Origin of the sequence: Salinisphaera shabanensis E1L3A, from assembly GCF_000215955.2 — a bacterium.
Classification (GTDB): Bacteria; Pseudomonadota; Gammaproteobacteria; order Nevskiales; family Salinisphaeraceae; genus Salinisphaera; species Salinisphaera shabanensis.
Genome location: NZ_AFNV02000013.1, coordinates 60,280 through 84,358, shown reverse-complemented (window position 1 = coordinate 84,358; position 24,079 = coordinate 60,280). Strand labels below are relative to the sequence as shown.

Below are 24,079 nucleotides of genomic sequence, written 5' to 3'. Positions count from 1 at the left end.
GAAGAAAAGCGCTAGCCGGCCGCGATCTTGTGCGTGGTCAGCGCGTAGCCGCGATCCTTAAAGAAACGATACCGCGTGCGCGCCGCATCGACATCGGCGGGCGCCACGATTTCGTTGTGGCGTGCAAAACGCGAAAAGAAACGGCTGACCTCGCCGCCAAGGTTGATCAGCACGTCGTCGAAGCCGGACGGCGGTTCGCCGCTGCCGATCACTACGGGCGTGAGATCGTCGTCGGATTCGAGTGCGCCTTTCTGTGCATGCGGTACGAAGCTACCCTGCCGAAACACCCAGAGCAGCGAATCCAGCGCCTCGGCCGACGCGTCGTCAGCCACATGCAGATAGACCCGATGCCCGTTTTCGTGCGCCTTTTCGGTTAGGCGACAGGCAAAACGTGCGCTGGCATCGTCGGCCTCGTCTTCCAGAATATAGAAGAAGACTTCGGTCACGAATAAACCTCGGATTCGCTCATCGGCAGAGGCCTCCCGGAACCGGCTTTCCCTAACTTGCAGGGAAAGCCGTGGCTCTGGGACGGCCACCTTGTACGGCACATATGCGGTTCGCGTAGGCCGGGCGTAACGCCTCGGCGGTCATGGGCAGACGCTCGATTGCGCTCGCCCACACCGGATCAGGCGTTACCGGAATTCGCACGCTCGATCAGGTACTGAACGAGCAGGCCGACGGGCCGCCCGGTCGCGCCTTTTTCCTTGCCCGATTTCCAGGCCACGCCGGCGATATCCAGATGTGCCCAGCGCAGCTTGCGCGCAAAGCGGTGCAGAAAGCTGGCCGCGGTAACGGAGCCGGCTTCCTTGCCGCCGACGTTGGCCATATCCGCGAAGTTGGAATCCAGCTGCGACTGGTAGTCCTCCCACAGCGGCATAGGCCAGGCACGATCGCCGACCAGGTCGCCCGCATCGCGCAGGCTACGGCGCAGCGGGCTGTTGTTGGACCATAGACCGGCCGCATGCGAGCCGAGGGCGACCACGCAGGCGCCGGTGAGCGTTGCCATGTCGACCACCGCATCCGGCTGGTAGTTACGCTCGACGTAGGTCAGCGCATCGGCCAGGGCCAGACGGCCTTCGGCATCGGTATTGAGAATTTCTATGGTCTGACCGGACATGCTGGTGAGAATGTCGCCCGGCTTGTAGGCGTCACCGTCGGGCAGGTTCTCGGTGGCCGGTACCACGCCCACGACGTTGATCGGCAAACCCAGTTCGGCGGCCGCCTGCACCGCGCCGAATACGCTGGCCGCGCCGCCCATGTCGTATTTCATCTCGTCCATGGCCGCACCCGGCTTGATGCTGATGCCACCGGCGTCGAAGGTCACGCCCTTGCCAACCAGCACGATCGGCTTGGCGTTCTTCGGTCCGGCCATGTATTCCATGACGATGAGCTTGGCCGGCTGGCGCGAGCCGCGGGAGACACCCAGCAGCGCGCCCATGCCCAGCGATTCCATATCGGATTCTTCGAGCACGTTGGTCTTGATGCTCTTCTGCGCGTCGGCCAGTGCCACCGCCTGTTCGGCCAGGTAGGTGGGCGTGCAGATATTGCCCGGCATGTTGCCGAGGTCCTTGGCGAACTTCACGCCGTTGGCCGTGGCCACACCCTCGTCGACGCCGCGTTCGGCAGCCGGCAGGTCCGAGCGCCGTGGCACCTGATAGACGATGCGCGAAAGCTTGCGGCTGTGTTTTTCATAGTCCGGACCGCGGCAGGCTTCGAAACGATAGAACACGTCCTCGAAGGCAAGCAGCGCCTGTTTGACCTGCCAGCCGAAATCGTCACGGCCCTTGACGTTGAGCTCGGTCAGATAGATCGCGGCGTCCACACCGCCCATCGTATCCAGCTCTTTGGCAGCGGCCTGGCACGCCTGTCGGTAAGAGCGTGCGTTGAAATCGCGCTCCTTGCCACAGCCCACCAGCAGGATTCGATCACAGAACAGATCATCCAGGCCGTGTAGCAGCGTGGTCTGGCCGAGCTTGCCGTCCATGTCGCCTCGGCGCATGACCGATGCAATCAATCCGCCGCTGGCCTCGTCGAGCGCCTCGGCTTGCGTTGAAGGCTTGCGGCGATCGAAGATACCGACGACCACGCAGCCGACCCGCTGCTTTTCCGGGCTGCCACTTTTGACGAGATATTCCATGGACTACTCCTGCAAGGCTGTGAGTTCAGACCGCACAAAGCGTCTGCAGTTTCTGCCCTTTAAAGGGTTACGCACGAGACACGCTTTGTCGCTCGGTGATTGTATGGCGGCGCAGTTTACAGAAAGCGGCGAAAATATCACCCCCGCTGGGGCGACGACCGTTAATACTAAACTATTCTGCATGTCGAACTGTCTTGGCCTGTCATGACCGGCATCATCTTTCGATATCTGTTCGCCGAGGTCGGGCGCACCTGGCTGGTGGTCGCCGGCGTTCTTGTTTTTCTTACACTTGGTTTGGGTTTTGCCCGCTTCATCGCGGACGCGGCGGCCGGCGAGCTGCCTGTGAATACGGTGCTCGAACTGGCACTGTTCAAACTCGTCGAAAATCTCGAAATCGTATTGCCGGTATCCATGCTGCTCGGGGTTTTGCTGACATTGGGGCGTCTTTGCCGCGATAACGAAATGGCTGCCTTGTTCGCCGGCGGTGCCGGCCTGCGCGAGGTGTATACCCCGTTCATCGTCGTAGCACTGCTCGTCGCGACGCTGGCCGGGACGATGTCGATCGTTGCTGCACCGCACGCCGAGCGCGCTCTGGCGCGCGTCGGCGCCGAAGGCGCAAACACGGTCATTCAGACCCTTGAGCCCGGGCGGTTTCGTACCTTTCTCGACGGTGATGCGGTGTTCTACGCGGAAAAGCGCGATAGCGATGACAATTTGCGCGATGTATTCATCCGCGTGTTACGCGAGTCGAGTGCGGGCAAGGCCACGCAAACCATCGTGACCGCCGAGCGCGCGCGCCAGCAGATCGACGACGACACCGGCGCGGTGACCCTCATTCTCGATAACGGCTGGCGCTACGAAGGTAATCCGGGCGATGCGGCCTACCGTGTCATCCAGTTCGGCGAGCATGGCGTGCAACTCGCGCCGCCGACCGGCAAGGCCAGTGATGATGTCGATGCGCAGTCGACGCTTTTGCTCATGACAAGCGACGATCCGGAAGCGGCGTCTGAATGGCAGAAGCGCGTGTCGGTGCCGCTGTCGGTGCTTATCCTCACGCTCATCGCGTTGCCGCTGGGCCGGGTGCCGCCGCGCGCAGGCCGTTATGGCCGGGTGATCGCGGGGGTGCTCGTTTACGTCATTTATATCAACGCCGTGCATCTGGCCGGCGTCGCTATCGAGGACGGCGCCATACCGGCGCCGATCGGGCTGTGGTGGGTGCATCTGATTGCGCTGGCCATCGCGATCGGCATGATCGCGCGAGAACAAGGCGTGTTCGCGCGGCGGCGCTCTGTTGCGGGAGCAAGCGCATGAATCTGATCGATCGCTATATCAGTCGTACGATTCTGGTGGCCACCGCCGTGGTCGCGCTCGTCGTGGCTGCACTCGTGGCACTGTCTGTATTCATCGGCGAGGCCGACAATATCGGCGACGGCAACTTCGGCGTATTGCAGGTCATCGCTTATACGCTGCTGAAGATGCCGAGCAATCTGTATCTGGTCATGCCCGTTGTGGCCTTGCTGGGTTCGCTGCTGGCGTTGGGTGCACTGGCTGCAGGCAGTGAGCTGATCGTGGTGCGTGCCTCAGGCGTATCCATGCGGCGTCTCGCGGTTTCGGTATCGGTTGCCGGCGTCGCGCTGGCACTGCTGTCGCTGGCGATCGGCGAATACGGTGGGCCGGCGGGCGTGCGGGCGGCCGATGCCCTTCGCGAACAGGCGCGCCATGGCCGCGTTGCGGATTCCATCGAAGACGGGCTTTGGCTGCGCCAGGGCAATATCGTTGTGCGTATCGACGGCACGCTGCCGGGCGGCGGTATCGACGGCATCGATGTCTTTCGCATGACGGGCGACGGCCAGCTCGAGCAGGCGCTGTCGGCCCCGAGCGCGACGCTGCGCGATGGGCATCTCGTGCTGGACGAGCCGAAGTTCACGACCCTCAACGAAGAATCGACCGAAACCGGAGCACCGCAGACGCTGGATATCGATATTGATATCGATGCCGATGTGCTCGAACTGGCGGTGACCGACCCCAGCGAGCTGTCGAGCCCCGGGCTCTGGCGCTATATCGGTTATCTCGATCGCAACGAGATCAACGCCGAGGATTACCGGCTCGCGCTATGGCGCAATATCGTCAACCCGATCACGGTTTGGGTACTGGTGGTGTTTGCGCTGCCGTTCGCGTTCGGTTCGCTGCGCAGCGCGAGCGCAGGCCAACGCTTGTTCGTGGGCGGATTGATCGGTCTCGTTTTCTTCCTGGTCAACGAGATCGTGGCAGCCAGCGGCCCGGTCTACGGTGTGCCGCCGTGGTTGGCAGCCAGTCTGCCCACTATTTTGCTCGCGATCGCGACGCTTGTATGGATGCGACGTCTGGATTAGCGCAAGGGCGTCAGCGCTGCCGTGGTTGTACGACCAGTTCGGTACGGCTGACGATGTCCTGCAGGCTGCGCCGTTGGGCATCGACCAGACACCAGAGCATGCCCACGATCGAAAGCCAGGATACCCAGGCGGTGAGATAGCGCAGTATGGCCTGATGCCATTGCACCGGGCCACCGTCGTGGTTGCGCAACTGCATGCGCCAGGCCTTCATTCCCAGCGTCTGGCCACCGTGCATCCAGAACCACGAAAAGAACAGATAGGGTACGAACAGAAAATAAAGACGGACCAACGGGTTGTGCCCGTCGACGGCATGGCCGTGATTGAACGGCAACAAGGCCAGGCCGGCGAGTAGCAGCAGTCCGACCAGCAGGAACAGGTCGTAGACGCCGGCGGCGATACGACGCACCAGTCCGGCGGGATAGGCCGACAACGCCATTAGTGGCCTCCGATTACCGGCAGACGATCGAACCAGGGCGCGGCTTCTTCGAGCTGAGCGGCCAGACGCAGCAGCAGCGACTCGCTCGACGGCGCGCCGACGAACTGACTGCCCAGGGGCAGGCCGTCCGGGGTCATATGCAACGGCACCGACATGGCTGGTACGCCGGTCAGGTTGGCAAGCTGGGTAAAGGGCACATGCTTGAGATTCTCGCGTGCGATCTGTTCCACGATGCCGGAGCGGATGAGTGCCCGCCCCGTCGGCAGCCGTAGCAGGGGACGTAGTGCCATCTGTTGCCATCTCGGCGTGACCGACTCGCCGATGCACGATGGCGGATTGGCCAGTGTCGGGGTGAGCAGCAGGTCGTATTCGGCATGGAACTCGGCCAGCGCATAGCGATAACCGCGCCAGCGTTCGAATGCCTGCATATATTCGGTCGCGGAAAACGCGCGGCCGACATGGGCCATTGCACGTGTGTCGAGCTCGAATTCGTCGGCCTTGGCGCCAGTGCGCGCACGTACGTCGTCGACCTGGATCGCCATCTGCACGAACCACATCGACAGGAAATCACGTCCGAGTTGCAATCCGTCGATGGCTGGTGCGGCGCGTTCGACCGTGTGGCCAAGCGACTCGAGCAGTTTCGTGGTCGTGTCAATCGCCGCATGCGCTTGCTCGTGTAGCGGGATATCCAGCGGCGATGTATCGAGCACACCGATACGCAGGGCTTTCGGCGCTGTTTCGATCGCCGCGAGGTAGCCGGCCTCTGGTTCGGCCAGGCGTACGATGGCGCCTTTTTCATAGCCGGCGATCGCGTCGAGCATGGCCGCGCTGTCGCGCACCGAGCGGGTGATTACATGATCGACCGCCGCGCCGTGCATTAAATCGCTGCGCGCTGGCCCGCCCGGCACGCGTGCACGGCCGGGCTTGAGTCCGAACAAGCCGCAACAGGCGGCCGGGATACGAATCGAGCCGCCACCATCGTTGGCACCGGCCATGGGTACGACCCCGGCGGCCACGGCCGCCGCGGAGCCGCCCGACGAGCCACCGGGGGTGTGGCCTGTATTCCAGGGGTTGCGGGTAATGCCGAACGCTTCGGGCTCGGTAACGCCTTTGGCGCCGAATTCGGGCGTATTCGTTTTGGCGAAGATATTGACGCCGCTGGCCATGAAACGGCGCGTGATTTCGGCATGTTCCTGTGGCGCAAAGCCGGCACGTTTGAGCGCCGCGTTGCCGTAGCCGCTGGGCACACCGGCATAGTCCTGGAACAGATCCTTGATCAGGAATGGAACACCCGCGAACGCGCCGTCCACGCTTTCTTTCGCGCGCGCATCGGCGATCGTGTCCATTCGATGGACAACCGCATTGAGCTGTGGATTGACGTCGGCCAGTCGTTCGCGGGCCAGATGGAGAAGGGCCGTGGCATCGACCTGGCGTTCGGCCACCAGGCGGGCCAGCCCGAGGGCGTCGTGTTGAACGTATTCGCTGTATTTCATGGCGGCGCTGTTGGAGTTGACGGGCGACAACAGCAAGCGAGCTTAGCAGCCGTGGACCAGTTGAGCGCCCAACCGTTGTAAACTAGGCGCAAAACGTTTTCAGTCTTTCAATTTCGGGGCGACACCATCAACGAGTTACGCGTTATCGAAGCGCACGAGCACGGCATCGCGCGGGAACAGATCAGTCGGGCCGCGCTCGACACGCTCGAAGGTTTGCATGGGGCGGGTTTTCGCGCCTGCCTGGTTGGCGGCGCCGTGCGCGACTTGCTGCTGGGCGTACCGCCCAAGGACTTCGACGTTGCCACCGATGCCGAGCCCGAGCAGGTGGTCGAAGTGTTCGGCCGCAAGGCACGGCTTATCGGGCGGCGTTTTCGTATCGCGCATGTGCGCTTCGGCCGGGAAATCGTCGAGGTTTCGACGTTCCGGGCCGATCCGGGCACATCCGAGCCGGACGCCGATACGCGTGAACTCGATGACGCGGGCCGCGTATTACGCGACAACGTGTTCGGCTCGATTGCCGAGGACGCGCGCCGGCGTGATTTCGCCATCAACGGCCTGTATTACGATATCGCCGACGACTGTGTGCACGATTACGTCGGCGGCATGGACGATGTGGCCGCCTGTCGTTTGCGCCTGATCGGCGACCCGGCCGTGCGCTATCGCGAAGATCCGGTGCGCATGATTCGTGCCGTGCGTATCGCCGCGAAGCTGGGGCTGACAATTGACGAGCCCGCGCGTCCGCCGCGCGAACTGGTCGGGCTACTCGCCGATGTGCCGGCGGCGCGCATGTTCGATGAAGTGCTCAAGCTATTGATGAACCCGGCCGGCGCACGCGTGTTTCGTATGCTGCGCGAATACGGGCTGTTCACGCCGATGTTCGCGCAGACCTCGGCCGTGCTGGATTCGCCCTCGGGCGCGGCCAGCGAAGCACTCATCGAACAGGCTATTACCAATACGGCGGCGCGTATCGAAGCCGGCAAGCCGGTTACGCCTGCCTTCCTGTTTGCAGCCTTGCTGTGGCCGGCGGTGCGCGAGCATGCCGCGACGCTCGAGCGCGACGGTATGGCACCGGCGCCGGCACTTGCCAGTGCGCAGAGCGCGGTCGTAGGCGAACAGATTCAGCGCGTTTCTATTCCCAAACGCTTTTCGATTCCCATGCGCGAGATCTGGCATTTGCAGCCGCGTTTTCATCGGCGCCGGGGTAAGCAGCCTGCGCGTATGATTGCGCATCCACGTTTTCGCGCGGCCTACGATTTTCTATTGTTGCGGGCCGCGGTCGGCGAGGTGGATCAGGAGCTGGCGGACTGGTGGACGATGGCGCAGAACGACCCGTCCACACCGGCACCGGGCTCGGGCGCTAGCGCGCCGGGCAAGCCGCGTAAACGTCGCCGCGGCGGACGCCGTCGTAGTGAATCCGCCTGAGGCGATCGTCGGAAAACCGGCCGATGCCGGCAACGGCGAGTTCAACTGCCTTGCGATGAGCGTTGCCTGGGTTGGTCTGGGTAGCAATCTGGAATCGCCGTCCGATCAAGTCACCACCGCGATCGACGCTCTCGATCGTTCGCCGGGCGTGCGCGTGTTGGCGATGTCGTCGCTCTACCGCACCGTGCCCATCGGCGGGCCGCCCGACCAGCCGATGTTCTGCAACGCCTGTGCGGCGCTCGCGACGAGCCTCGGCGCACGGGCACTACTCGATTTGATGCACGCGATCGAAGCCGAGCACGGGCGTGTGCGCGACGTGCGCTGGGGCGCACGTACGCTCGATCTCGATCTGCTGGCCTACGACGATCTGCGTTGCAGCGATCCGGCGTTGCAACTGCCGCATCCGCGCGCCTTCGAGCGCGCCTTTGTGTTGGTGCCGCTGGCCGAGATCGCACCGGCGCTTACGCTCGGCAGCGCTGGGCGGGTGGCCGATCTGGCCCGGGTGATCGACGCGCAAGGTGTCGAGCGCTGGGATAAAAAAATGAAGGCGGGGGCCTATATCGCGATCGAGGGCCCGATCGGCGTGGGCAAGAGCACGCTTGCCACGCGTCTTGCCGCCACGCTGGGCGCACGAGAATTGCGCGAAGCGCCGGAAGACAATCCGTTTCTGGCCGCGTTCTACGACAATCCCACCGCCAACGCGTTGGCCGCGCAGTTGTCGTTTCTGCTGCAACGCGCTCGCCAGATCGATGCGCTGCGCCAGGTCGATCTGTTCGAGGGTGGCTGTATTGCCGATTTCATGTTCGACAAGGATCCGTTGTTCGCGCGCCTGACCCTCTCGGGGCCGGAGTTGGCGTTGTATGAAGAGATTTATGCGCGGCTGTCGTGGGCGGCCCCGACGCCGGATTGCGTGATCTATCTGGATGCGCCGGTCGAGGTGCTCATGGCGCGAATCGCCCAGCGCGATCGCCTGGCCGAGCGCCCGCTTACCGAAGATTATCTACGTACGGTCGTGGCGGCCTATCGAGCGCTGTTCGCGCGCTACGACGCGACGCGGCTGATTCGAGTCGATGCGTCGGCGCTGGATCTGGTCGCCCGTGAGTCGGACTATCGTGCGGTCGTCGAGGCGCTGACCAGCGACGCGTCCCATGTGGTGCTCGATAACGGTGCGTTGTAGCGCTGACTTGTTCACAGGCCACCGCATGTCAACACGTCTTTGGTATAGTCCCGCGCCATGAAGACCAGTCCCTACCCGCATCTGCAGCAGCGTGACGCCAAGCCCGTCACCGTTTCCGATTTGGCGCGCATGAAGGCCGAGGGCGAGAAGATCGCCTGCCTGACTGCCTATGACGCCAGCTTTGCCGCGCTGGAAGATCGCGCCGGCGTGGACGTGGTGCTCGTGGGTGACTCGCTGGGCATGGTGGTTCAGGGGAATTCGACCACGGTGCCGGTCACCGTCGATGACATGGTTTATCACAGCCGTATTACGGCCGCCGGGCTTTCGCGCGCGTTCCTAATGACCGATCTGCCGTTTCTTTCCTACGGCACCAAGCACGACGCCCTGGAAACCTCACGCCGTCTCATGGGTGAGGGCATGGCGCAGATGGTCAAGTTCGAAGGGGGCGAAATTCAGGCAGACACGATCGAACATCTGTCGATGCGGGGCGTGCCGGTATGTGCCCATATCGGTTTGCAGCCGCAGCTCGTGCACAAGATGGGTGGGTTCAAGGTTCAGGGGCGCGGCGATGCGGCACAGACCATGATCCGCGACGCCAAATTGCTTGAGGAATCCGGCGCGGACGTCATTCTCCTCGAATGCGTACCGTCGGCGCTGGGTGCCGAAATCACCGCGAACGCCAAAGTGCCGGTCATCGGTATTGGTGCCGGGCCGGACACCGACGGTCAGATTCTGGTCATCTACGATATCCTCGGTCTGTCGCCGGGTCGCAAGCCGCGGTTCGTGAAGAATTACATGGACAACGCGGACACGCTCGACGCCGCAGTCACCGAGTATGTGGCCGAAGTGAAGGACGGCCGCTATCCCGGCGCCGAACACGCTTTCTCTTAAAACGCGGCTGTAATGCAAAGACTGGAGACAGCGCACGATCTGCGCGCATGGCGCGCCAGCGCCGATGGCACGCTTGGGCTCGTGCCGACAATGGGCAATCTGCACGCGGGACATCTTGCCCTGGTGGCAGCGGCGCGCGCTCGATGCGAACGGGTGGTGGTCAGTATTTTCGTCAACCCGCTTCAGTTCGGGCCGAACGAGGATCTCGACAGCTACCCGCGAACGCTGGATGCCGATGTGCGTGCGCTCGAACAAGCCGGCGCCGATGCCGTATTCGCACCAAGCGTGGATCAGATGTATCCGCATGGCGGCACGACGGCGACCACCGTGCGGGTGGAGGGCATCACCGACATGCTCTGCGGCAGCCGCCGGCCGGGTCATTTTGAAGGCGTGGCCACGGTGGTGACCAAGCTGTTGAATCTCGTCGGCCCGGATTGTGCTTTCTTCGGCGAAAAGGATTTTCAGCAGTTGGCCGTTATTCGCCGGCTGGTCGACGATCTCTGCATGGCCGTTCAGATCGTCGGCGTGCCGACCGTGCGCGAAGCGGATGGACTTGCGCTGTCGTCGCGCAACCAGTATCTCAGTGCCGAGGAGCGCCAGTGCGCGCCGGCACTGTCGGCCGCACTCGAAGATTGCAGAATGCGCCTGCTCGAAGGTGACCGGAATTTCGCTGACCTGGAAGCGCGTGGTCGGGCCTTGCTGGACGAGGCCGGGCTGGAAACCGATTATTTCGAGATCCGGTCGCCCGAACTGATGGCGCCAAGTACCGATATGTGCGCCTTTCGCGTGCTCGCCGCCGCGTTTCTCGGGCGCGCGCGCCTGATCGACAATATGGCGGTCGAGGCCACACCGAATTAGTGGTCGAGCGCGACGTTTTTCGTTAGTCTTTAGGCGAATTTCCCCGTTTTCGGATCACAGGAATCAGTCATGCAAGTGACGCTTCTCAAGGCAAAACTTCATCGCGCCTGCACCACGCACGCCGAGCTCGATTATGAAGGCTCCTGCGCGATCGGCGCGGATCTGCTCGATGCCGCTGGCATTTTTCCCTATGAGCAGATCGAGATTTACAACGTCACCAACGGTGAACGCTTCTCCACCTATGCGATCAGCGCGGAAGCCGGCTCACGGGTGATTTCGGTCAACGGCGCAGCGGCACATAAGGCCAGCCCCGGCGATCGACTGATCATCTGTGCCTATGCGCGCATGCCCGAGGGTGAAGCGCGCGCGCACAAACCGCGCCTGATCTATCTCGACGAGAACAATCAGGTCACGCATACACGTAACGCCATTCCGGTACAGGCGGCCTGAGCCGTCTCCGGCTTCTGTGCCGGCTAAGCTGGTGAGCGATATACGTCAGAAGCCGGCCTGGCGAGAGCTGGGCCGGCTCGCCGCTCAGATGCAGCGCGCACGCGTTGACTCGATGTTCGAGCACGATCCGCGCCGCGCAGAGCGTTTTACGCTCGAAGCGGCGGGTATCACGCTCGATTATTCCAAGCAGCGTATCGATCAGGCGGTCATGCAAGCGTTGAGCCGCCTGGCTGAAAGCCAGCATTTTCACGCTGCTCGCGAGGCGTTGTTTTCCGGCGCGCCGATCAATAATAGTGAGGGACGCGCGGCCTGGCATATTGCATTGCGTCGGCCGGCCGACGCGCCGTTGTACGACGAAGTGCATACGGTGCGTGCCGAAATGGCAGCGTTCGTGGACGACGTACGCCGAGGGCGATGGACGGGTTATACCGGCGCGCCCATTAGTGATGTCGTCAATATCGGTATTGGTGGCTCGGATCTCGGGCCGCGTCTGGTTTGCGATGCGCTGGCCTCGCTTCGCCAGCGCATCCACTGTCATTTCGTCGCCAATGTCGATCCGGCGGATCTGGACGACACGCTCATGCGCATGGATCCCGAGCGCACGTTGTTCGTCGTAACGTCCAAATCGTTCACTACGGCGGAGACGTTGGCAAATGCCCAGGTCGCCCGCCAGTGGCTGCTCGACAACGGGGCGTCCGAGGCTGATATCGCAAGTCATTTCGTTGCGGTTTCTACCAATTCGCAAGCCGTGAGCGCGTTCGGCATCGATCGCATGTTCGGTTTCTGGGACTGGGTGGGCGGCCGTTTTTCGTTGTGGTCGGCGGTCGGTATCTCGATCGCGCTCGGTCTTGGCATGGAGGTGTTCGACGAACTGCTGGCCGGCGCGTATGCCATGGACGAGCATTTCCTCCAGGCCCCGCTGGAAGAGAATCTGCCGGCCACGCTTGGGCTGGTTGGTGTCTGGAACAACAACTTCCTGGGCCTGCCAAGCCACGTGGTCGTGCCCTATGCACAGCGTTTGGCTGCCTTGCCGGCCTATCTGCAACAGCTTGAAATGGAGAGCAACGGCAAGTCGGTGACCCGTGGCGGAGAGCCCAGCCGGATCGAAACGGTGCCGACTGTCTGGGGAAGCGTCGGTACGAACGCTCAACATGCGTTCTTCCAGATGCTTCATCAGGGCGTACTTGCCGCGGATGTCGATTTCGTATTGCCGTTGTCGAATCCCGATGCGGCGGGCGATGAGCGCGAACGCCAGCGTGTGGCGAACTGTATCGCCCAGGCCGAGGCGCTCATGTGCGGGCGCGATAATCAGGCGCTTGTCGACGAATTGACGTCGCAAGGGGCGAGTGGCTTCGCGCTCGAACAGTTGTTGGCTGCGCGTCGATTCGACGGCAATCGTCCGAGTTCGACGATTGTTATGGATCGGCTCGATGCCCGGCATCTCGGCGCACTGCTAGCCGCCTATGAACACAAGGTATTCGTTCAGGGTGTGCTCTGGGATATCAACAGTTTTGACCAGTGGGGCGTCGAACTGGGCAAGACCATGGCGGGTCAGCTGCTGGGCGAGCTGGACGGCGGTGTCGATGCGGTCGACCACGACGCCTCGACTGCTGCCTTGATGAATCGAGTACGCCGTGCCTGGAACGAGCACGACTGAAAAGCCGCCTCCGAGGCCATCGCCGTGATGTCGGCGATGACGCTAGAATGAGAGCATGACCGAATCCAGCGAATATCTGCCCGAAGTTGTTTATGGCGCAGAGCAGGTGGCTGCTCTTGATCGTCGCTTTATCCAAGAATTCGATGTCGACGGTTTCGAACTGATGCAGCGGGCTGCGCGCGCCGCCTATGAAGAGCTTGCGCATATCTGGGCGATGCCGGGCACGCTCTGTGTCTTCTGCGGGCCGGGAAACAACGGCGCGGATGGATTGCTCGTAGCCGATCTTGCCCGCGAGGGCGGCTGGGAGGTGCATGCAATCAGCCTCGTCGGCACCGAACAGTATAGTGGCGATGCGGCCAAGGCCTTGTCGCGCTATATGGATAAGGGCGGCACGGTCGAAAACTTCTCGAACGCGACAATCGAGGCGGATGTGGTGGTCGATGCGCTGCTCGGCACCGGATTGAACCGCGATGTCGAAGGCGATTTTGCGGCCGCTATCGAGCGCATCAACGAAGCCGGCGACGCCGGAATCGGCGTGTTTGCGATCGATATTGCATCAGGTATCGACGCCAGCACGGGGCACGTCTGGGCGCATGCAGTACGTGCCGATGCCACCGCGACCTTTATCGGGCTGAAGCTGGGCATGCTCACTGGCGAAGGCCCGGCGCATTGCGGTGATATTGCCTTCAGCGCGTTGGATGCACCCGACGCGCTTTATTTCGAGCAACCCTATGTCGCAAGGCGGCTGACCCATCGACGTTTGCGCAAAGCGCTTCGGCCGCGCTCGCGTAACCAGCACAAAGGCGACAATGGCCACGTGCTCTGCATCGGTGGCAACCGTGGCATGGGCGGCTCGATCCGCATGAGTGCAGAAGCGGCGTTGCGTTCCGGTGCCGGCCTCGTGAGTGTGGTATGCCACGCGGATCATGCGGGCGCCATGAGCCAGGCACGCCCCGAGTTGATGTGTCTGGGCGTGAGCGAACAGGAGTCGATCTCGACGCTGATTGAAGCCTGCGACGTCATCGCTATCGGGCCGGGCCTGGGCAGCGACGCCTGGGCCGAAAATCTCTGGCATCAGGTCATGGCCTGTGACAAGCCGCTCGTGGTCGATGCGGATGCGCTGAACCGGCTCGCGCGCGAGCCCTTCGAACGCGACAACTGGATTCTCACCCCGCATCCCGGCGAAGCCGGGCGCTTGCTCGACTGGCCGACCCCCGAGGTTCTTGATGATCGAGTGAAGGCGGTACAAACGTTGCGAGAACGCTACGGCGGCTCTGTGGTGCTCAAGGGCGCGGGTAGTCTGATTGCCACGCCGGAAGAGTTGTGGCTGTGTACCGATGGCAATCCAGGCATGGCGGTGGGGGGCATGGGCGATCTGCTGACCGGCGTGATCGCAGCGCTCGCCGCGCAAGGCCTGGACACGTCCGCTGCGGCGAGCCTCGGTGTTTATGTTCACGCACGCGCTGGCGATCAGGCAGCGGCAGCCGCCGGCCAGCGCGGGATGCTGCCCACCGATTTATTCGACGCCATCCGCAGCTTCGTCAATCCTGGTCGTTCATGATCCGACTGGCTGATGCTGACGCCACCGATACGCTCGGTCTGCGCCTGGCTGAGGCGTTACGGTGGCTCGATCGTGGCTTGGTTGTGTCGTTGGCCGGTGAACTGGGTGCCGGTAAGACGGCTCTTACCCGGGCGACATTGCGCGGGTTGGGTCATACGGGCCGGGTGGTATCGCCCAGCTATACGCTGGTGGAGCCTTATCCACTCGCTTCACGCACGCTTTTTCATCTCGATCTCTACCGTCTGGGCGATCCGGAAGAACTGGAATTTCTCGGTGTTCGAGAGGTCGATACGACCCAGGACTGGGTATTCATCGAATGGGCTGAGCGTGGGGCCGGGTTTTTGCCGCCGCTGGATCTCGATATCACCTTGCAGTACGACGGCGAGGCGCGTTGTGCGCAGTTTCAGGCACTCAGTACCGTGGGCACGCAGCTTCTCTCGCGGCTTGACACCTAGAGATAGGCTCGTGCTTTCAAGTGGATATGAAGGTAAAGGCGCCTATCAGCTGTTTTGATTGATAAAAAGTAGTTGCGCAGAAAAAAGCACGGCGCTAGTCTCGCAATCGGGGAATATTATTCACGATGGTCTAGGCAGCGAAACTATGCGCGCGAGCATGCAATGGCTTGTTTTCGGGCTCCTGGTGAGCCTGAGTACACTCGCCGTGGCGAAACAGGCCACTTTGCAGGATGTTCGGTTATGGGCATCTTCCGACAAAACGCGCGTGGTTTTCGATCTGGGTGGTCCCACCAACCCCGATCTGTTCATGATCGACAACCCATTGCGGTTGGTGGTTGACCTGCCGAACGCCCAGGCGCTCAATAGCGTCAACGGCGATATCGATGGCAGCGGCGTGGTCAAGCGTGTGCGCACGGGGGTGCGCCATGGTAAGGATCTGCGAATCGTTCTTGATCTTGGTGGCCAGGTCACGCCGAAAAGCTTCATGCTCGACCCTGATGGCGACCATGGGTATCGCCTGGTCGTCGATCTCAAGCCCAAAGGTGGCGGGGCGCCGCCGACGGTGATTGCAGATCGGGAATCGAACGCGGCCGAGGGCAGTCACGGCGATGGCGCCGGCACGGCCGCGGCGAATGCCAACGCGCTTGCCCAGGTTTCCGAGCCGCCGAGCCGTCAAGCCAAGCCGTCGCGCGTGGCAAAAACGCCGGAACGCCCGTCGCGCGACATCGTGATCGTCATCGACGCTGGGCATGGCGGCAAGGATCCGGGCGCGCACGGGCGTGGCGGCACCAACGAAAAAGACGTCGTGCTGCAGATCGCACGGCGCTTGAAAGCCATGGTCGACGACCAGCCGAACATGCGCGGCGTGCTCACACGTGACGGCGACTATTACGTCGGTTTGCGTGAGCGCATGGTGGAAGCACGCAAGGCCAAGGCCGATCTGTTCATCTCGATCCATGCGGATGCTGCGCCGCGGGGTGCGCGTGCAACCGGCGCATCGGTTTATGCATTGTCACACCACGGCGCGACCAGCGAGCACGCACGGTGGCTTGCGCGGCGCGAGAACGCTTCGGATCTTGTTGGCGGCGTGAGTCTCAAGGATAAGGACGACAGTCTTGCCTCGTTCATGCTCGACCTGTCGCAAAGCGCTTCTATCGAAGCAAGCATGGATGCCGGTGGCCGGGTGCTGAGCGAACTGGATGGTCTGGGGCCATTACACAAGTCGAAGGTCCAACAGGCGGGCTTCATGGTGCTCAAGTCACCGGATATCCCGTCCTTTTTGGTCGAAACGGCTTTCATTTCGACGCCGGACGAAGAGCGCAAGCTCAAAAGCGCGGCTTACCAGCGTCAGCTTGCCAGTGCCATGCTGCGCGGCATCAAGGGTTACTTCGCCAGCTACCGGCCGGCGACGTTCATCGCCAAGGGCCAGGTTCATAAGGTGCGCTCGGGCGAAACCCTCTCGGAGATCGCGCAGGATTACGGCGTCAGCGTGGCGAGCTTGCGCAGCGCGAATAGCCTGAACGGCAATACCATCCGAGTGGGTGCTGAATTGCAGATTCCGGCGCCCGGCAACCAGCAGGTCGCAGACCTGCGTTAAGGCAGCCGGCGGACGCCTTTGTCCCGTCCCGGGCTTGCAGCGTGCCCGCGCGCAAACCGTGCTGCCAGCGAGTGGGCGATGCGGCGCGTACAAGGACGCCCTCGGTTCGCGGCAGGAATCAGTCGCGCCGATCGCCGGCACGCCCTAAACTAAAGCGACACAGCGCGGCGAACGGCCGCGCTCGATCAACGCCGCGCCCGGCGTGGCAAAGAGAGGCAGCAGGTGGTTCTTTTACTGGGCATCGCCGCGGGTCTGGCCTATGGCCTGACCGCGTTCGCGGGCGCGTTTCTGGCCGTGCCCCTGCTCGTGTTGTTCGCAGGCGTCAGTTTTCATCGCGCTCTACCGATTGCGTTGTTTGCACTGGGGATTTGTGCTGCTATCGCTGCCGGGGACGCCGTGCGCGCACGCCAGTGTGATGTGCAGTCGAGCGCCTGGCTGATGGCGGGTTCCTTGCCTGTGGCGTTGATGCTGGGCACGGTGGCGCATTCGTTGCCCGATATGGTGCTGGCGACGCTGTTCTTGATCGCCTCGATCGTATTCGGCCCGCTGCTGTTGATTACCGTGCGCGCCTATGCGAACCGAATTGCGCCGCCGCCGGCTGCGTTGTTACATGCGCCGCGGCGTAGCTTTGATGATGCCGCGGCCGTCGTACACAGAAGCATGGCGGACAATCTGCGCGTACTCTTTGCTGGCGCGGGCTGCGGCGTATTGACGGCCCTGGTGGCGGCGCCCGGCTCGTGGATTGGTTGGCGTATGTTCGAGCGTCGTTCACCTGGTCAGCCGCATATGGCCGTGGGCACCCTGGCGTTGGCCAGCTCGGTGATCGCGACCCTGGCGGCAGGTTGGCAGTTTTTGTTCGTATCGAACGTGCCCGGCTATACCGCCGGTTTATATGTGCTTGGTACGGCGGCAGGTATGGGTATCGCCCGGCGCGTTCATCATCTGCTGCCGCTTGGGCTGACGCATCGGTTGCTGGGCATTTTGATCGTGGTGGCCGCATTCGCACTCTGGGTCGTGGTGATGGGCGGCGCGACGGCCTCGGCATGAAGCCGCTGGTGTTGGTCGGCGGCGGCCACGCACATATCGCCTTACTGTCGTATGCAGAACGTCTCAAAGCCGCAGGGTTTGAGATCACGCTGATCGACCCCGGTAGCTTCTGGTACGGCGGTTTGACGACTCAGGTCTTGGCGGGGCAACTCACGCGCACTGCGCTCAAGTTGCCTTTGCGCGGTCTGTGTCGAGCGCATGGCGTGCACTATCGTGCCGATCGTGCAATCGGTATGGACGCCCGTCATCGACGGCTCTGGCTTGCCAGCGGCGAGATGCTGTCGTTCGATACGTTGTCGCTCAACGTCGGCTTGGAAGCGGGATTGTCCGTCGCCACCGGTAGCCACGCGCCACCGGCTTTGTGGTCGGCGGTGGATGTCAGTGCCCTGTTGCAGCTTGCCGATGCCCTGGCTGTCGAAAGTCGGGGCGGGGCGCTTCGACGTGTTGCCGTTGTGGGCGACGGCGCGCGTGCGCTGGAAGCAGTGGCGGGCCTGACCTGCAATACAGCGGCTTCATCGCTCCGAATCAGCTGGTTTGTGCCTCAGATGCGATTGCTGCCAGGCGCACCACTCGCACTCGAGCGCCGGATACGGCGCCAGTTTGCCGCGCGCGGCATAGAGATCGTGGCCCAGACCTCTATTGTCGAGAAGGTCGATGGCGCCATATGCAGTCGCGATGGCCGCCGTTTTGCTGCCGATCACGTGGTGGTTGCAAGCCCCGCGTCGGCTGCCCGTTTCGTGCATGCCGGGCGCCTCCCGGCCCAGGCCGAAGGGCTGTATGTCACACGCCGGTTGCAGTCGCCTTCGGATTCTCGAATCTATGCGGCGGGCGCGTGTGCGAGCGTGCTGGGTAGCGAAGGCCGGTATCTCGATAGCAACAGGCAGGCGCGGGTGCTTGCACACAATATCGAGTCGGGCGTGAGGCGTCGGCCATTCAAGAGTGTGAGTGCGGGCTTAGGCGTGACGACGGTGGATCTGGGCGGCTCTGCTGCGGCGTGGTATGGGCGCTTCTGGTGGCAAAGCCGCGCACTGGCAGCGCGCCAATCGCGTTCGCATGCGAAGTGGCTGGCTTTGGTCGAGCGTTACGCGCCCGAGCGCTGACGGCAAGGGTCGGCGGGTCGGTTCGCAGTACGGTAGCTGGCGGACATAAAAAAGGCGGCGCATCAAACGATGCGCCGCCTTGATCGTTGCCGTCGTTGCTACGACGGGTCGATCAGGCCGACTTCAGGTTTTCCCGAACTGCCTTCTCGATGCGCTCGCCGATGTTGGCATCGACGTTGCGCCAGTACTCGAACGCACGCTGTAGTACGTCTTCACCGACGCCGTCGGAGAGATGGCCGGCAGCGTTGTGTACCAGGCGCTCGCGTTCTTCGTCGTTCATCACCTTGTTGACGAGATCGTTGGCCTGATTGAAGTCGCCGTCGTCCTTGCGCAGCGTGTAGGCCGCCCGAACCATGGCGCCGTCGGCTTCCCAGACGTTATTCGCCGGGTAGGCGTTCGGGTTGGCATGGGCGCCGCCCTTGGTGTTGGGCGCGTATACCGGGTCGGTAGCGTTGCGCATACGCATGGCGCCGCCCTTGGTATAGCTGTTCACCGGCGATCTCGGCTCGTTGACCGGGATCTGCTTGTAGTTCACGCCCAGGCGGGCCCGGTGGGCGTCGGCGTAGGAGATGGTACGTGCCAGCAGCATCTTGTCGGGCGATACGCCGGTGCCGGGCACCATGTTGTTGGGCTCGAATGCGGCCTGTTCGATTTCGGTATGGAAATCGGTCGGGTTGCGGTCGAGCTTCATGCGACCCACCGTATGCAGCGGATAATCCTCGTGCGGCCAGACCTTGGTCAGGTCGAACGGGTTGATGCGATAGGTCTTGGCGTCTTCGTAGGGCATGATCTGAACCTGCAGGGTCCAGGTCGGGTACTCACCACGTTCGATGGCCTCGAACAGATCGCGACGATGATAGTCGGCATCGTTACCGGCCATCTGGTCGGCCTGTTCCTGGGTCAGGCACTTGATGCCCTGATCGGTCTTGAAGTGGTACTTCACCCAGAAACGCTCGCCTTCGGCGTTGACCCACATATAGGTATGGCTGGAGTAGCCGTTCATGTGGCGCCAGGTGGCGGGCACGCCGCGATCACCCATCAGCCAGGTGACCTGGTGCGCGGATTCGGGCGACTGGGTCCAGAAGTCCCACTGCATGTCGTGGTCGCGAAGGCCGTTGTCGGCACGGCGCTTCTGCGAATGGATGAAGTGCTGGAACTTCATCGGGTCGCGCACGAAGAACACGGGGGTGTTGTTACCCACCATGTCGAAGTTGCCTTCTTCGGTGTAGAACTTCAGTGCAAAGCCGCGCGGGTCGCGCCAGGTGTCGGGGCTGCCGGATTCGCCGGCGACCGTCGAAAAACGAGCGACCATGGGGGTCGTCGCGCCTTTCTGCAGGAAACTGGCTTTCGTGTACTTGCTGACGTCTTCGGTGACTTCGAACTGACCGAAAGCGCCGCCGCCCTTCGCATGGGGCTGCCGATCCGGGATCATTTCCCGGTTGAAGGCTGCCATCTGCTCCATGAGAAAGTGATCGTGCATCACGATCGGGCCGTCGTTGCCGACGGTCAGCGAATGCTCGTCGCTTGGATACGGCTCGCCGCCGGCGGTGGTATGCGTTTTGTTGATTTCGTCTGTCAAGGTTCTACCCTCCAGGTGGTGTGCATGCGACGCGAACGCCGCAATTCCTTCTAGTTGGTCGTTCAGTGATCGTCGTCCGACGTTACGGGTGCCGTCTGGCATGCCTTGCACACGCCCCAGTACATGACTTCAGCCTCGTCGATGTCGAAGCCGTGGTCATGGTTGGGGGTCAGGCAAGGCTTGGCGCCGATCGAACAGTCGACGTCCTCGATACGACCGCAGCTGCGACACACCAGGTGATGGTGATTGTCGCCAGTGCGGCGCTCGAAGCGGGCCGGGTGGCCGGCCGGTTTGATCTGTTGCACGAGATCGGCGTCGATAAAGGCGTTGAGTACGTCGTAGACCGCCTGCTTCGAAAGCGACCCGATACGCTGGCTTACGCCCTCGTGGACTTGCTCGACGGTGGCATGCGGATAGTCAGCAAGCCATTCGAGTACCGCCGAACGCGCAGCCGTCACGCGCATGCCGCGGGCACGCAGTTGTTGGACGATGGGTGTCACTTCTCGACTCATGGCGACGCAATAATCGGCGATTAACTTGAATGAGTCAAGTTAACGACTGGTTACAGTTTGGCGCGACCCCGGCGTGCGCCGTTGCGGCCGTCGCGGGACGGCGCATGCAAGCTGTGCCTCGGTGGCAATCTTTGCGAACCAAGCGCAGTTGGCTGAAACTAACGTGCTTTGACGCCGACCGCCCGCGACCCCGCGCCATGCCGATTCGCAGACTCGATGACCAGTTGATCAGCCAGATCGCCGCCGGCGAGGTGGTCGAACGCCCTGCGTCGATCGTCAAGGAGCTGATGGAAAACAGCCTCGATGCGGGCGCAGGCTGGATTCATGTGACCATCGAGCACGGCGGTCTGCGCCGCATAGTGGTCGCCGATGATGGCAACGGGATTGCACGCGACGATCTTGGGCTCGCCGTGGCACGCCATGCCACCAGCAAGATCGATAGCCTCGATGCGCTCGAATCGGTGGCCAGCCTGGGGTTTCGCGGCGAAGCGCTCGCCAGCATCGCGTCGGTGTCACAACTGACGCTGACTTCGCGGGCAGTAGATGCCGATCGGGCTTATGCGATTACGCCGGCGACGAGTGCCGAGCCGCGGCCGGCCGCGCTTGATCGCGGTACGCGGGTCGAGGTGCGGGAATTGTTTGCTCGTATTCCGGCACGTCGCAAGTTTCTGCGCGCGCCGGCGACAGAGTTCGCGCATATCCGCAAAGCATTCAACCAGCTTGCCTTGTCGCGTTTCGATATCGGTTTTGTACTCCACCATGACGGCACCGAAGTAGCGCGTATCGCGCCCGCTCACGGCCCCGACGCAATGCAGCAACGCGTAGACAAGCTGATCGGCGGCGCATTCGGTGACCATGCGGTCGCTGTCGATGAACAGGCCGCTGGTATGCGCCTGTCGGGCTGGATTGCTACGCCGGGATTTTCGCGCGGGCAGGCGGATCGTCAATATAGCTATGTGAACCATCGGCCGATCCGCGACAAGGTGTTCAATCACGGTGTTCGGCTGGCCTATCGCGATCTGCTGCATAACCAGCGTCACCCGGCGTATGTGCTCTATCTGACCCTCGATGCCCGGCAGGTGGACGTGAATGCCCATCCGGCCAAGGCCGAGGTGCGTTTTCGCGAATCCCGACTCGTACACGATTTTGTCTTTCGGAGCGTCGGCCGGGCGCTCGCCGCGGTGGAGGCCAAGCCGCATGCCGCACGGGAGGTCGAGCTGCCGGTCATCACCGCGGCGGCCCCCGCGGCCGATCAAAGCGCCGCGGCCTCGCGTGCTCCAGTCCAGCACGCGTTCGATACGCAAGCGCAAACGAGCGCCTTTGCCGGCATTGCCCAGACCCGCGCCGCCTATGAATTTCAGATGCCGGCCATGCCGGCTGCGGCTTCGGCGCCGGCAAGCGCTGTTGCCGACGTTGCCGCGGTCGAACAGGGCGACGACGTGCCGGCGTTGGGCTATGCGCTCGCCCAGCTGCACGATATTTATATTCTTGCCCAGAACAAGGAAGGTCTCGTGCTTGTCGATATGCATGCAGCACATGAGCGCGTGCTCTACGAGCGCCTCAAGCAGGAGTATTCGGCCGGCCAGATTCAGTCCAAGCATCTGCTGGTGCCCGAAACACTGTCGCTTTCCGAACAAGAGGCCGCGGCAGTAGAGACTCATGCCGAAGCGCTGGCCGCCGTCGGTCTGGAAATCACCCGGGCGGGGCCCAAGAGCGGGCATCTGCGTGCGGTGCCGGCACTGCTGGCCAATGAAGATTACGTCGCGCTTGCCTACGACATGGTGGGCGAGCTCGGTGAGGGGTTGCGCGGGCCGCAGGGGGTACGCGATCGGATCGATGACGTGCTGGCCGATATGGGGTGCAAGGCGGCCGTGAAGGCCGGGCGCCGGCTTACGCTCACCGAAATGAATGCGCTGTTGCGCGATATGGAACACACCGATCGCGCTGGGCACTGCAATCACGGCAGGCCGAGTTGGGTGCAGGTCGATATGGCCGGCCTCGATCGATTATTCATGCGTGGCAAGTAAGCATGGCCACACAGCAACCCGGTGTTGTCTTTCTGCTGGGCCCGACCGCGTCGGGCAAGACCGGGCTGGCCGTCGATCTGGTCGAGCGTCTCAATGCCGAAATCGTGTCGGTGGATTCGGCGATGGTCTATCGCGGCATGGATATCGGTACCGCCAAGCCCGATGCCGAAACGTTGGCACGCGCACCGCACGCGCTGATCGATATTCGCGATCCTGCCGAGCCTTACTCGGCAGCGGATTTTCGCGCCGATGCGCTCGCCGAGGTCGAGCGTATTCATGCGGCGGGGCGCTTGCCGTTACTGACCGGTGGTACCTCGCTGTATTTTCGCGCGCTCGAGCATGGGCTTAGCGAAATGCCTTCGCGTAACGACGCGCTGCGCGCACGCCTCACCGCGGAGGCCGAGCGCGAGGGGTGGCACGCTCTGCATCAACGCTTGCAGGGGATCGACCCGGAAACCGCGCAGCGCATTCACCGTAACGATGCCCAACGCATACAGCGCGCGCTCGAGATTCATGAGCTCACCGGCATCGCGCCAAGCGTATTGCATGCCCGCGACAACGTGCGCCGGAACGCTGCGGTGCTACCGTGGTCTATCTGCAAGATCGCGGTGTCGCCGCGTCGGCGTGAGACGTTGCACGAGCGTATTGCGCAACGCTTCGAGTCGATGTTGGCACAGGGGTTGTACGCCGAGGTTGAAAAGCTGCATGCGCGGCCCGATCTAAGCCTCGAATTGCCGTCCATGCGGGCGGTCGGTTATCGCCAGCTCTGGCAGGTGATGGATGGCGAGATGACACTCGAACACGGAATCGAGCGGGCTGTGTTCGCATCGCGCCAGCTGGCCAAGCGGCAACTGACCTGGCTGCGCTCTCTGGACGATGTCACGTGGCTGGGTAGCGAAGAAAAAAACATTTCAAATCAGGCGCTAAGCCATATAAGGGCAGCAGGTCTGGCCGCTGACCCCGTGATATAATCGAACGATACGAATTTTATAACCTTGCTTTTTTCGGAGTCTGAATCCATGGCAAAAGGCCAAACACTACAAGAACCATTCCTCAATGCCTTGCGCAAGGAGCGCGTGCCGGTTTCCATTTATCTGGTCAACGGCATCAAGCTCCAGGGTCAGATCGAATCGTTCGATCAATTCGTGGTGCTGCTGCGCAACGCAGTCAATCAGATGGTCTATAAACACGCCATTTCTACCATCGTGCCGTCGCGCAACGTGCGCTCGGAAATGCACGAGGAAATGGGCCACGACACCCAGGATAACGAGGTCGACGGCAATTCCTGATACAGCCCGCATGAGTAGT

The 24,079-nt window shown here is 62.5% G+C and carries 22 protein-coding genes; 16 read left to right on the top strand and 6 right to left on the bottom strand.

Features of this window, described 5'->3' with window-relative positions; translation table 11 throughout:
• Positions 1-11: 11 nt before the first annotated feature.
• Positions 12-446, bottom strand: a complete 435-nt coding sequence (locus tag SSPSH_RS09775) for a DNA polymerase III subunit chi (protein ID WP_006914287.1) — start codon at positions 444-446, stop codon at positions 12-14.
• 179 nt (positions 447-625) lie between these two features.
• Positions 626-2,137, bottom strand: coding sequence for a leucyl aminopeptidase (locus SSPSH_RS09770; protein ID WP_006914288.1), 1,512 nt, complete (start codon positions 2,135-2,137; stop codon positions 626-628).
• A gap of 204 nt (positions 2,138-2,341) precedes the next feature.
• Here SSPSH_RS09770 and lptF point away from each other — a divergent pair, with 204 nt between their 5' ends.
• The gene (gene lptF, locus SSPSH_RS09765; RefSeq protein WP_006914289.1) at positions 2,342-3,448 is read left to right on the top strand and encodes an LPS export ABC transporter permease LptF; all 1,107 of its coding nucleotides are present in this window, start codon (positions 2,342-2,344) and stop codon (positions 3,446-3,448) included.
• Positions 3,445-4,509, top strand: coding sequence for an LPS export ABC transporter permease LptG (gene lptG / locus SSPSH_RS09760; protein WP_006914290.1), 1,065 nt, complete (start codon positions 3,445-3,447; stop codon positions 4,507-4,509). The genes lptF and lptG overlap by 4 nt, the downstream gene beginning before the upstream one ends.
• 10 nt (positions 4,510-4,519) lie before the next feature.
• On the opposite strand, the gene SSPSH_RS09755 is transcribed toward lptG, so the two are convergent.
• Entirely contained in the window at positions 4,520-4,945 is a 426-nt protein-coding gene (locus tag SSPSH_RS09755) for an RDD family protein (RefSeq protein WP_006914291.1), read from the bottom strand.
• Positions 4,945-6,438, bottom strand: a complete 1,494-nt coding sequence (locus SSPSH_RS09750; protein ID WP_021031654.1) for an amidase — start codon at positions 6,436-6,438, stop codon at positions 4,945-4,947. Before SSPSH_RS09750 ends, SSPSH_RS09755 begins: the two co-directional genes overlap by 1 nt.
• 126 nt (positions 6,439-6,564) lie before the next feature.
• Between SSPSH_RS09750 and pcnB the strand changes: the two genes are divergently transcribed.
• The 11 genes from pcnB to SSPSH_RS09695 all read left to right on the top strand — a co-directional run bounded on the left by pcnB (position 6,565) and on the right by SSPSH_RS09695 (position 18,653).
• The gene (gene pcnB / locus SSPSH_RS09745) at positions 6,565-7,860 is read left to right on the top strand and encodes a polynucleotide adenylyltransferase PcnB (protein ID WP_152522786.1); all 1,296 of its coding nucleotides are present in this window, start codon (positions 6,565-6,567) and stop codon (positions 7,858-7,860) included.
• Positions 7,847-9,037, top strand: coding sequence for a 2-amino-4-hydroxy-6-hydroxymethyldihydropteridine diphosphokinase (gene folK / locus SSPSH_RS18735; RefSeq protein ID WP_021031652.1), 1,191 nt, complete (start codon positions 7,847-7,849; stop codon positions 9,035-9,037). The genes pcnB and folK overlap by 14 nt, the downstream gene beginning before the upstream one ends.
• 57 nt (positions 9,038-9,094) lie before the next feature.
• Positions 9,095-9,928, top strand: a complete 834-nt coding sequence (gene panB / locus SSPSH_RS09735) for a 3-methyl-2-oxobutanoate hydroxymethyltransferase (RefSeq protein ID WP_006914297.1) — start codon at positions 9,095-9,097, stop codon at positions 9,926-9,928.
• 12 nt (positions 9,929-9,940) lie between these two features.
• The gene (gene panC, locus SSPSH_RS09730) at positions 9,941-10,786 is read left to right on the top strand and encodes a pantoate--beta-alanine ligase (RefSeq protein WP_006914298.1); all 846 of its coding nucleotides are present in this window, start codon (positions 9,941-9,943) and stop codon (positions 10,784-10,786) included.
• 69 nt (positions 10,787-10,855) lie between these two features.
• Positions 10,856-11,236: an aspartate 1-decarboxylase gene (panD, locus tag SSPSH_RS09725; RefSeq protein WP_006914299.1), complete on the top strand. Its 381-nt coding sequence runs from the start codon at positions 10,856-10,858 to the stop codon at positions 11,234-11,236.
• A gap of 31 nt (positions 11,237-11,267) precedes the next feature.
• Positions 11,268-12,893: a glucose-6-phosphate isomerase gene (pgi, locus tag SSPSH_RS09720; protein WP_006914300.1), complete on the top strand. Its 1,626-nt coding sequence runs from the start codon at positions 11,268-11,270 to the stop codon at positions 12,891-12,893.
• A 55-nt stretch (positions 12,894-12,948) separates the two neighbouring features.
• Positions 12,949-14,454, top strand: a complete 1,506-nt coding sequence (locus SSPSH_RS09715; protein WP_006914301.1) for a bifunctional ADP-dependent NAD(P)H-hydrate dehydratase/NAD(P)H-hydrate epimerase — start codon at positions 12,949-12,951, stop codon at positions 14,452-14,454.
• A complete protein-coding gene (gene tsaE, locus SSPSH_RS09710; RefSeq protein ID WP_006914302.1) occupies positions 14,451-14,909 on the top strand; it encodes a tRNA (adenosine(37)-N6)-threonylcarbamoyltransferase complex ATPase subunit type 1 TsaE in 459 nt (152 codons plus the stop codon). Before SSPSH_RS09715 ends, tsaE begins: the two co-directional genes overlap by 4 nt.
• A gap of 157 nt (positions 14,910-15,066) precedes the next feature.
• Positions 15,067-16,506, top strand: coding sequence for an N-acetylmuramoyl-L-alanine amidase (locus tag SSPSH_RS09705; RefSeq protein ID WP_040607909.1), 1,440 nt, complete (start codon positions 15,067-15,069; stop codon positions 16,504-16,506).
• A 222-nt stretch (positions 16,507-16,728) separates the two neighbouring features.
• Entirely contained in the window at positions 16,729-17,553 is an 825-nt protein-coding gene (locus SSPSH_RS09700) for a sulfite exporter TauE/SafE family protein (RefSeq protein WP_006914304.1), read from the top strand.
• Positions 17,550-18,653 (top strand): NAD(P)/FAD-dependent oxidoreductase, encoded by a 1,104-nt coding sequence (locus SSPSH_RS09695; protein WP_006914305.1) that lies wholly within the window; start codon positions 17,550-17,552, stop codon positions 18,651-18,653. The genes SSPSH_RS09700 and SSPSH_RS09695 overlap by 4 nt, the downstream gene beginning before the upstream one ends.
• Positions 18,654-18,765: 112 nt before the next feature.
• Here SSPSH_RS09695 and SSPSH_RS09690 read toward each other — a convergent pair whose 3' ends face one another.
• On the bottom strand, positions 18,766-20,232 hold the full coding sequence (locus SSPSH_RS09690; protein WP_021031650.1) for a catalase: 1,467 nt from the start codon (positions 20,230-20,232) through the stop codon (positions 18,766-18,768).
• Positions 20,233-20,294: 62 nt separating this feature from the next.
• Positions 20,295-20,744 (bottom strand): Fur family transcriptional regulator, encoded by a 450-nt coding sequence (locus SSPSH_RS09685; RefSeq protein ID WP_021031649.1) that lies wholly within the window; start codon positions 20,742-20,744, stop codon positions 20,295-20,297.
• Positions 20,745-20,941: 197 nt separating this feature from the next.
• On the opposite strand from SSPSH_RS09685, the gene mutL reads away from it, so the two are divergent.
• From mutL to hfq, 3 genes are read left to right on the top strand one after another with little or no spacing between them, the layout of a single operon-like run.
• The gene (gene mutL, locus SSPSH_RS09680; protein ID WP_006914308.1) at positions 20,942-22,771 is read left to right on the top strand and encodes a DNA mismatch repair endonuclease MutL; all 1,830 of its coding nucleotides are present in this window, start codon (positions 20,942-20,944) and stop codon (positions 22,769-22,771) included.
• Between the two features lie 2 nt (positions 22,772-22,773).
• Complete coding sequence (gene miaA, locus SSPSH_RS09675; protein WP_006914309.1) at positions 22,774-23,742, top strand: tRNA (adenosine(37)-N6)-dimethylallyltransferase MiaA; 969 nt, start codon at positions 22,774-22,776, stop codon at positions 23,740-23,742.
• A gap of 48 nt (positions 23,743-23,790) precedes the next feature.
• Positions 23,791-24,060, top strand: a complete 270-nt coding sequence (hfq, locus tag SSPSH_RS09670) for an RNA chaperone Hfq (RefSeq protein WP_006914310.1) — start codon at positions 23,791-23,793, stop codon at positions 24,058-24,060.
• Positions 24,061-24,079 lie beyond the last annotated feature (19 nt).

Bases quoted from the DNA above. Each gene is read 5' to 3' on its own strand.
- SSPSH_RS09770 (WP_006914288.1), bottom strand. From the start codon at position 2,137: ATGGAATATCTCGTCAAAAGTGGCAGCCCGGAAAAGCAGCGGGTCGGC.
- lptF (WP_006914289.1), top strand. From the start codon at position 2,342: ATGACCGGCATCATCTTTCGATATCTGTTCGCCGAGGTCGGGCGCACC.
- lptG (WP_006914290.1), top strand. From the start codon at position 3,445: ATGAATCTGATCGATCGCTATATCAGTCGTACGATTCTGGTGGCCACC.
- SSPSH_RS09755 (WP_006914291.1), bottom strand. From the start codon at position 4,945: ATGGCGTTGTCGGCCTATCCCGCCGGACTGGTGCGTCGTATCGCCGCC.
- SSPSH_RS09750 (WP_021031654.1), bottom strand. From the start codon at position 6,438: ATGAAATACAGCGAATACGTTCAACACGACGCCCTCGGGCTGGCCCGC.
- panB (WP_006914297.1), top strand. From the start codon at position 9,095: ATGAAGACCAGTCCCTACCCGCATCTGCAGCAGCGTGACGCCAAGCCC.
- panC (WP_006914298.1), top strand. From the start codon at position 9,941: ATGCAAAGACTGGAGACAGCGCACGATCTGCGCGCATGGCGCGCCAGC.
- panD (WP_006914299.1), top strand. From the start codon at position 10,856: ATGCAAGTGACGCTTCTCAAGGCAAAACTTCATCGCGCCTGCACCACG.
- SSPSH_RS09715 (WP_006914301.1), top strand. From the start codon at position 12,949: ATGACCGAATCCAGCGAATATCTGCCCGAAGTTGTTTATGGCGCAGAG.
- tsaE (WP_006914302.1), top strand. From the start codon at position 14,451: ATGATCCGACTGGCTGATGCTGACGCCACCGATACGCTCGGTCTGCGC.
- SSPSH_RS09705 (WP_040607909.1), top strand. From the start codon at position 15,067: ATGCAATGGCTTGTTTTCGGGCTCCTGGTGAGCCTGAGTACACTCGCC.
- SSPSH_RS09695 (WP_006914305.1), top strand. From the start codon at position 17,550: ATGAAGCCGCTGGTGTTGGTCGGCGGCGGCCACGCACATATCGCCTTA.
- SSPSH_RS09685 (WP_021031649.1), bottom strand. From the start codon at position 20,744: ATGAGTCGAGAAGTGACACCCATCGTCCAACAACTGCGTGCCCGCGGC.
- mutL (WP_006914308.1), top strand. From the start codon at position 20,942: ATGCCGATTCGCAGACTCGATGACCAGTTGATCAGCCAGATCGCCGCC.
- miaA (WP_006914309.1), top strand. From the start codon at position 22,774: ATGGCCACACAGCAACCCGGTGTTGTCTTTCTGCTGGGCCCGACCGCG.
- hfq (WP_006914310.1), top strand. From the start codon at position 23,791: ATGGCAAAAGGCCAAACACTACAAGAACCATTCCTCAATGCCTTGCGC.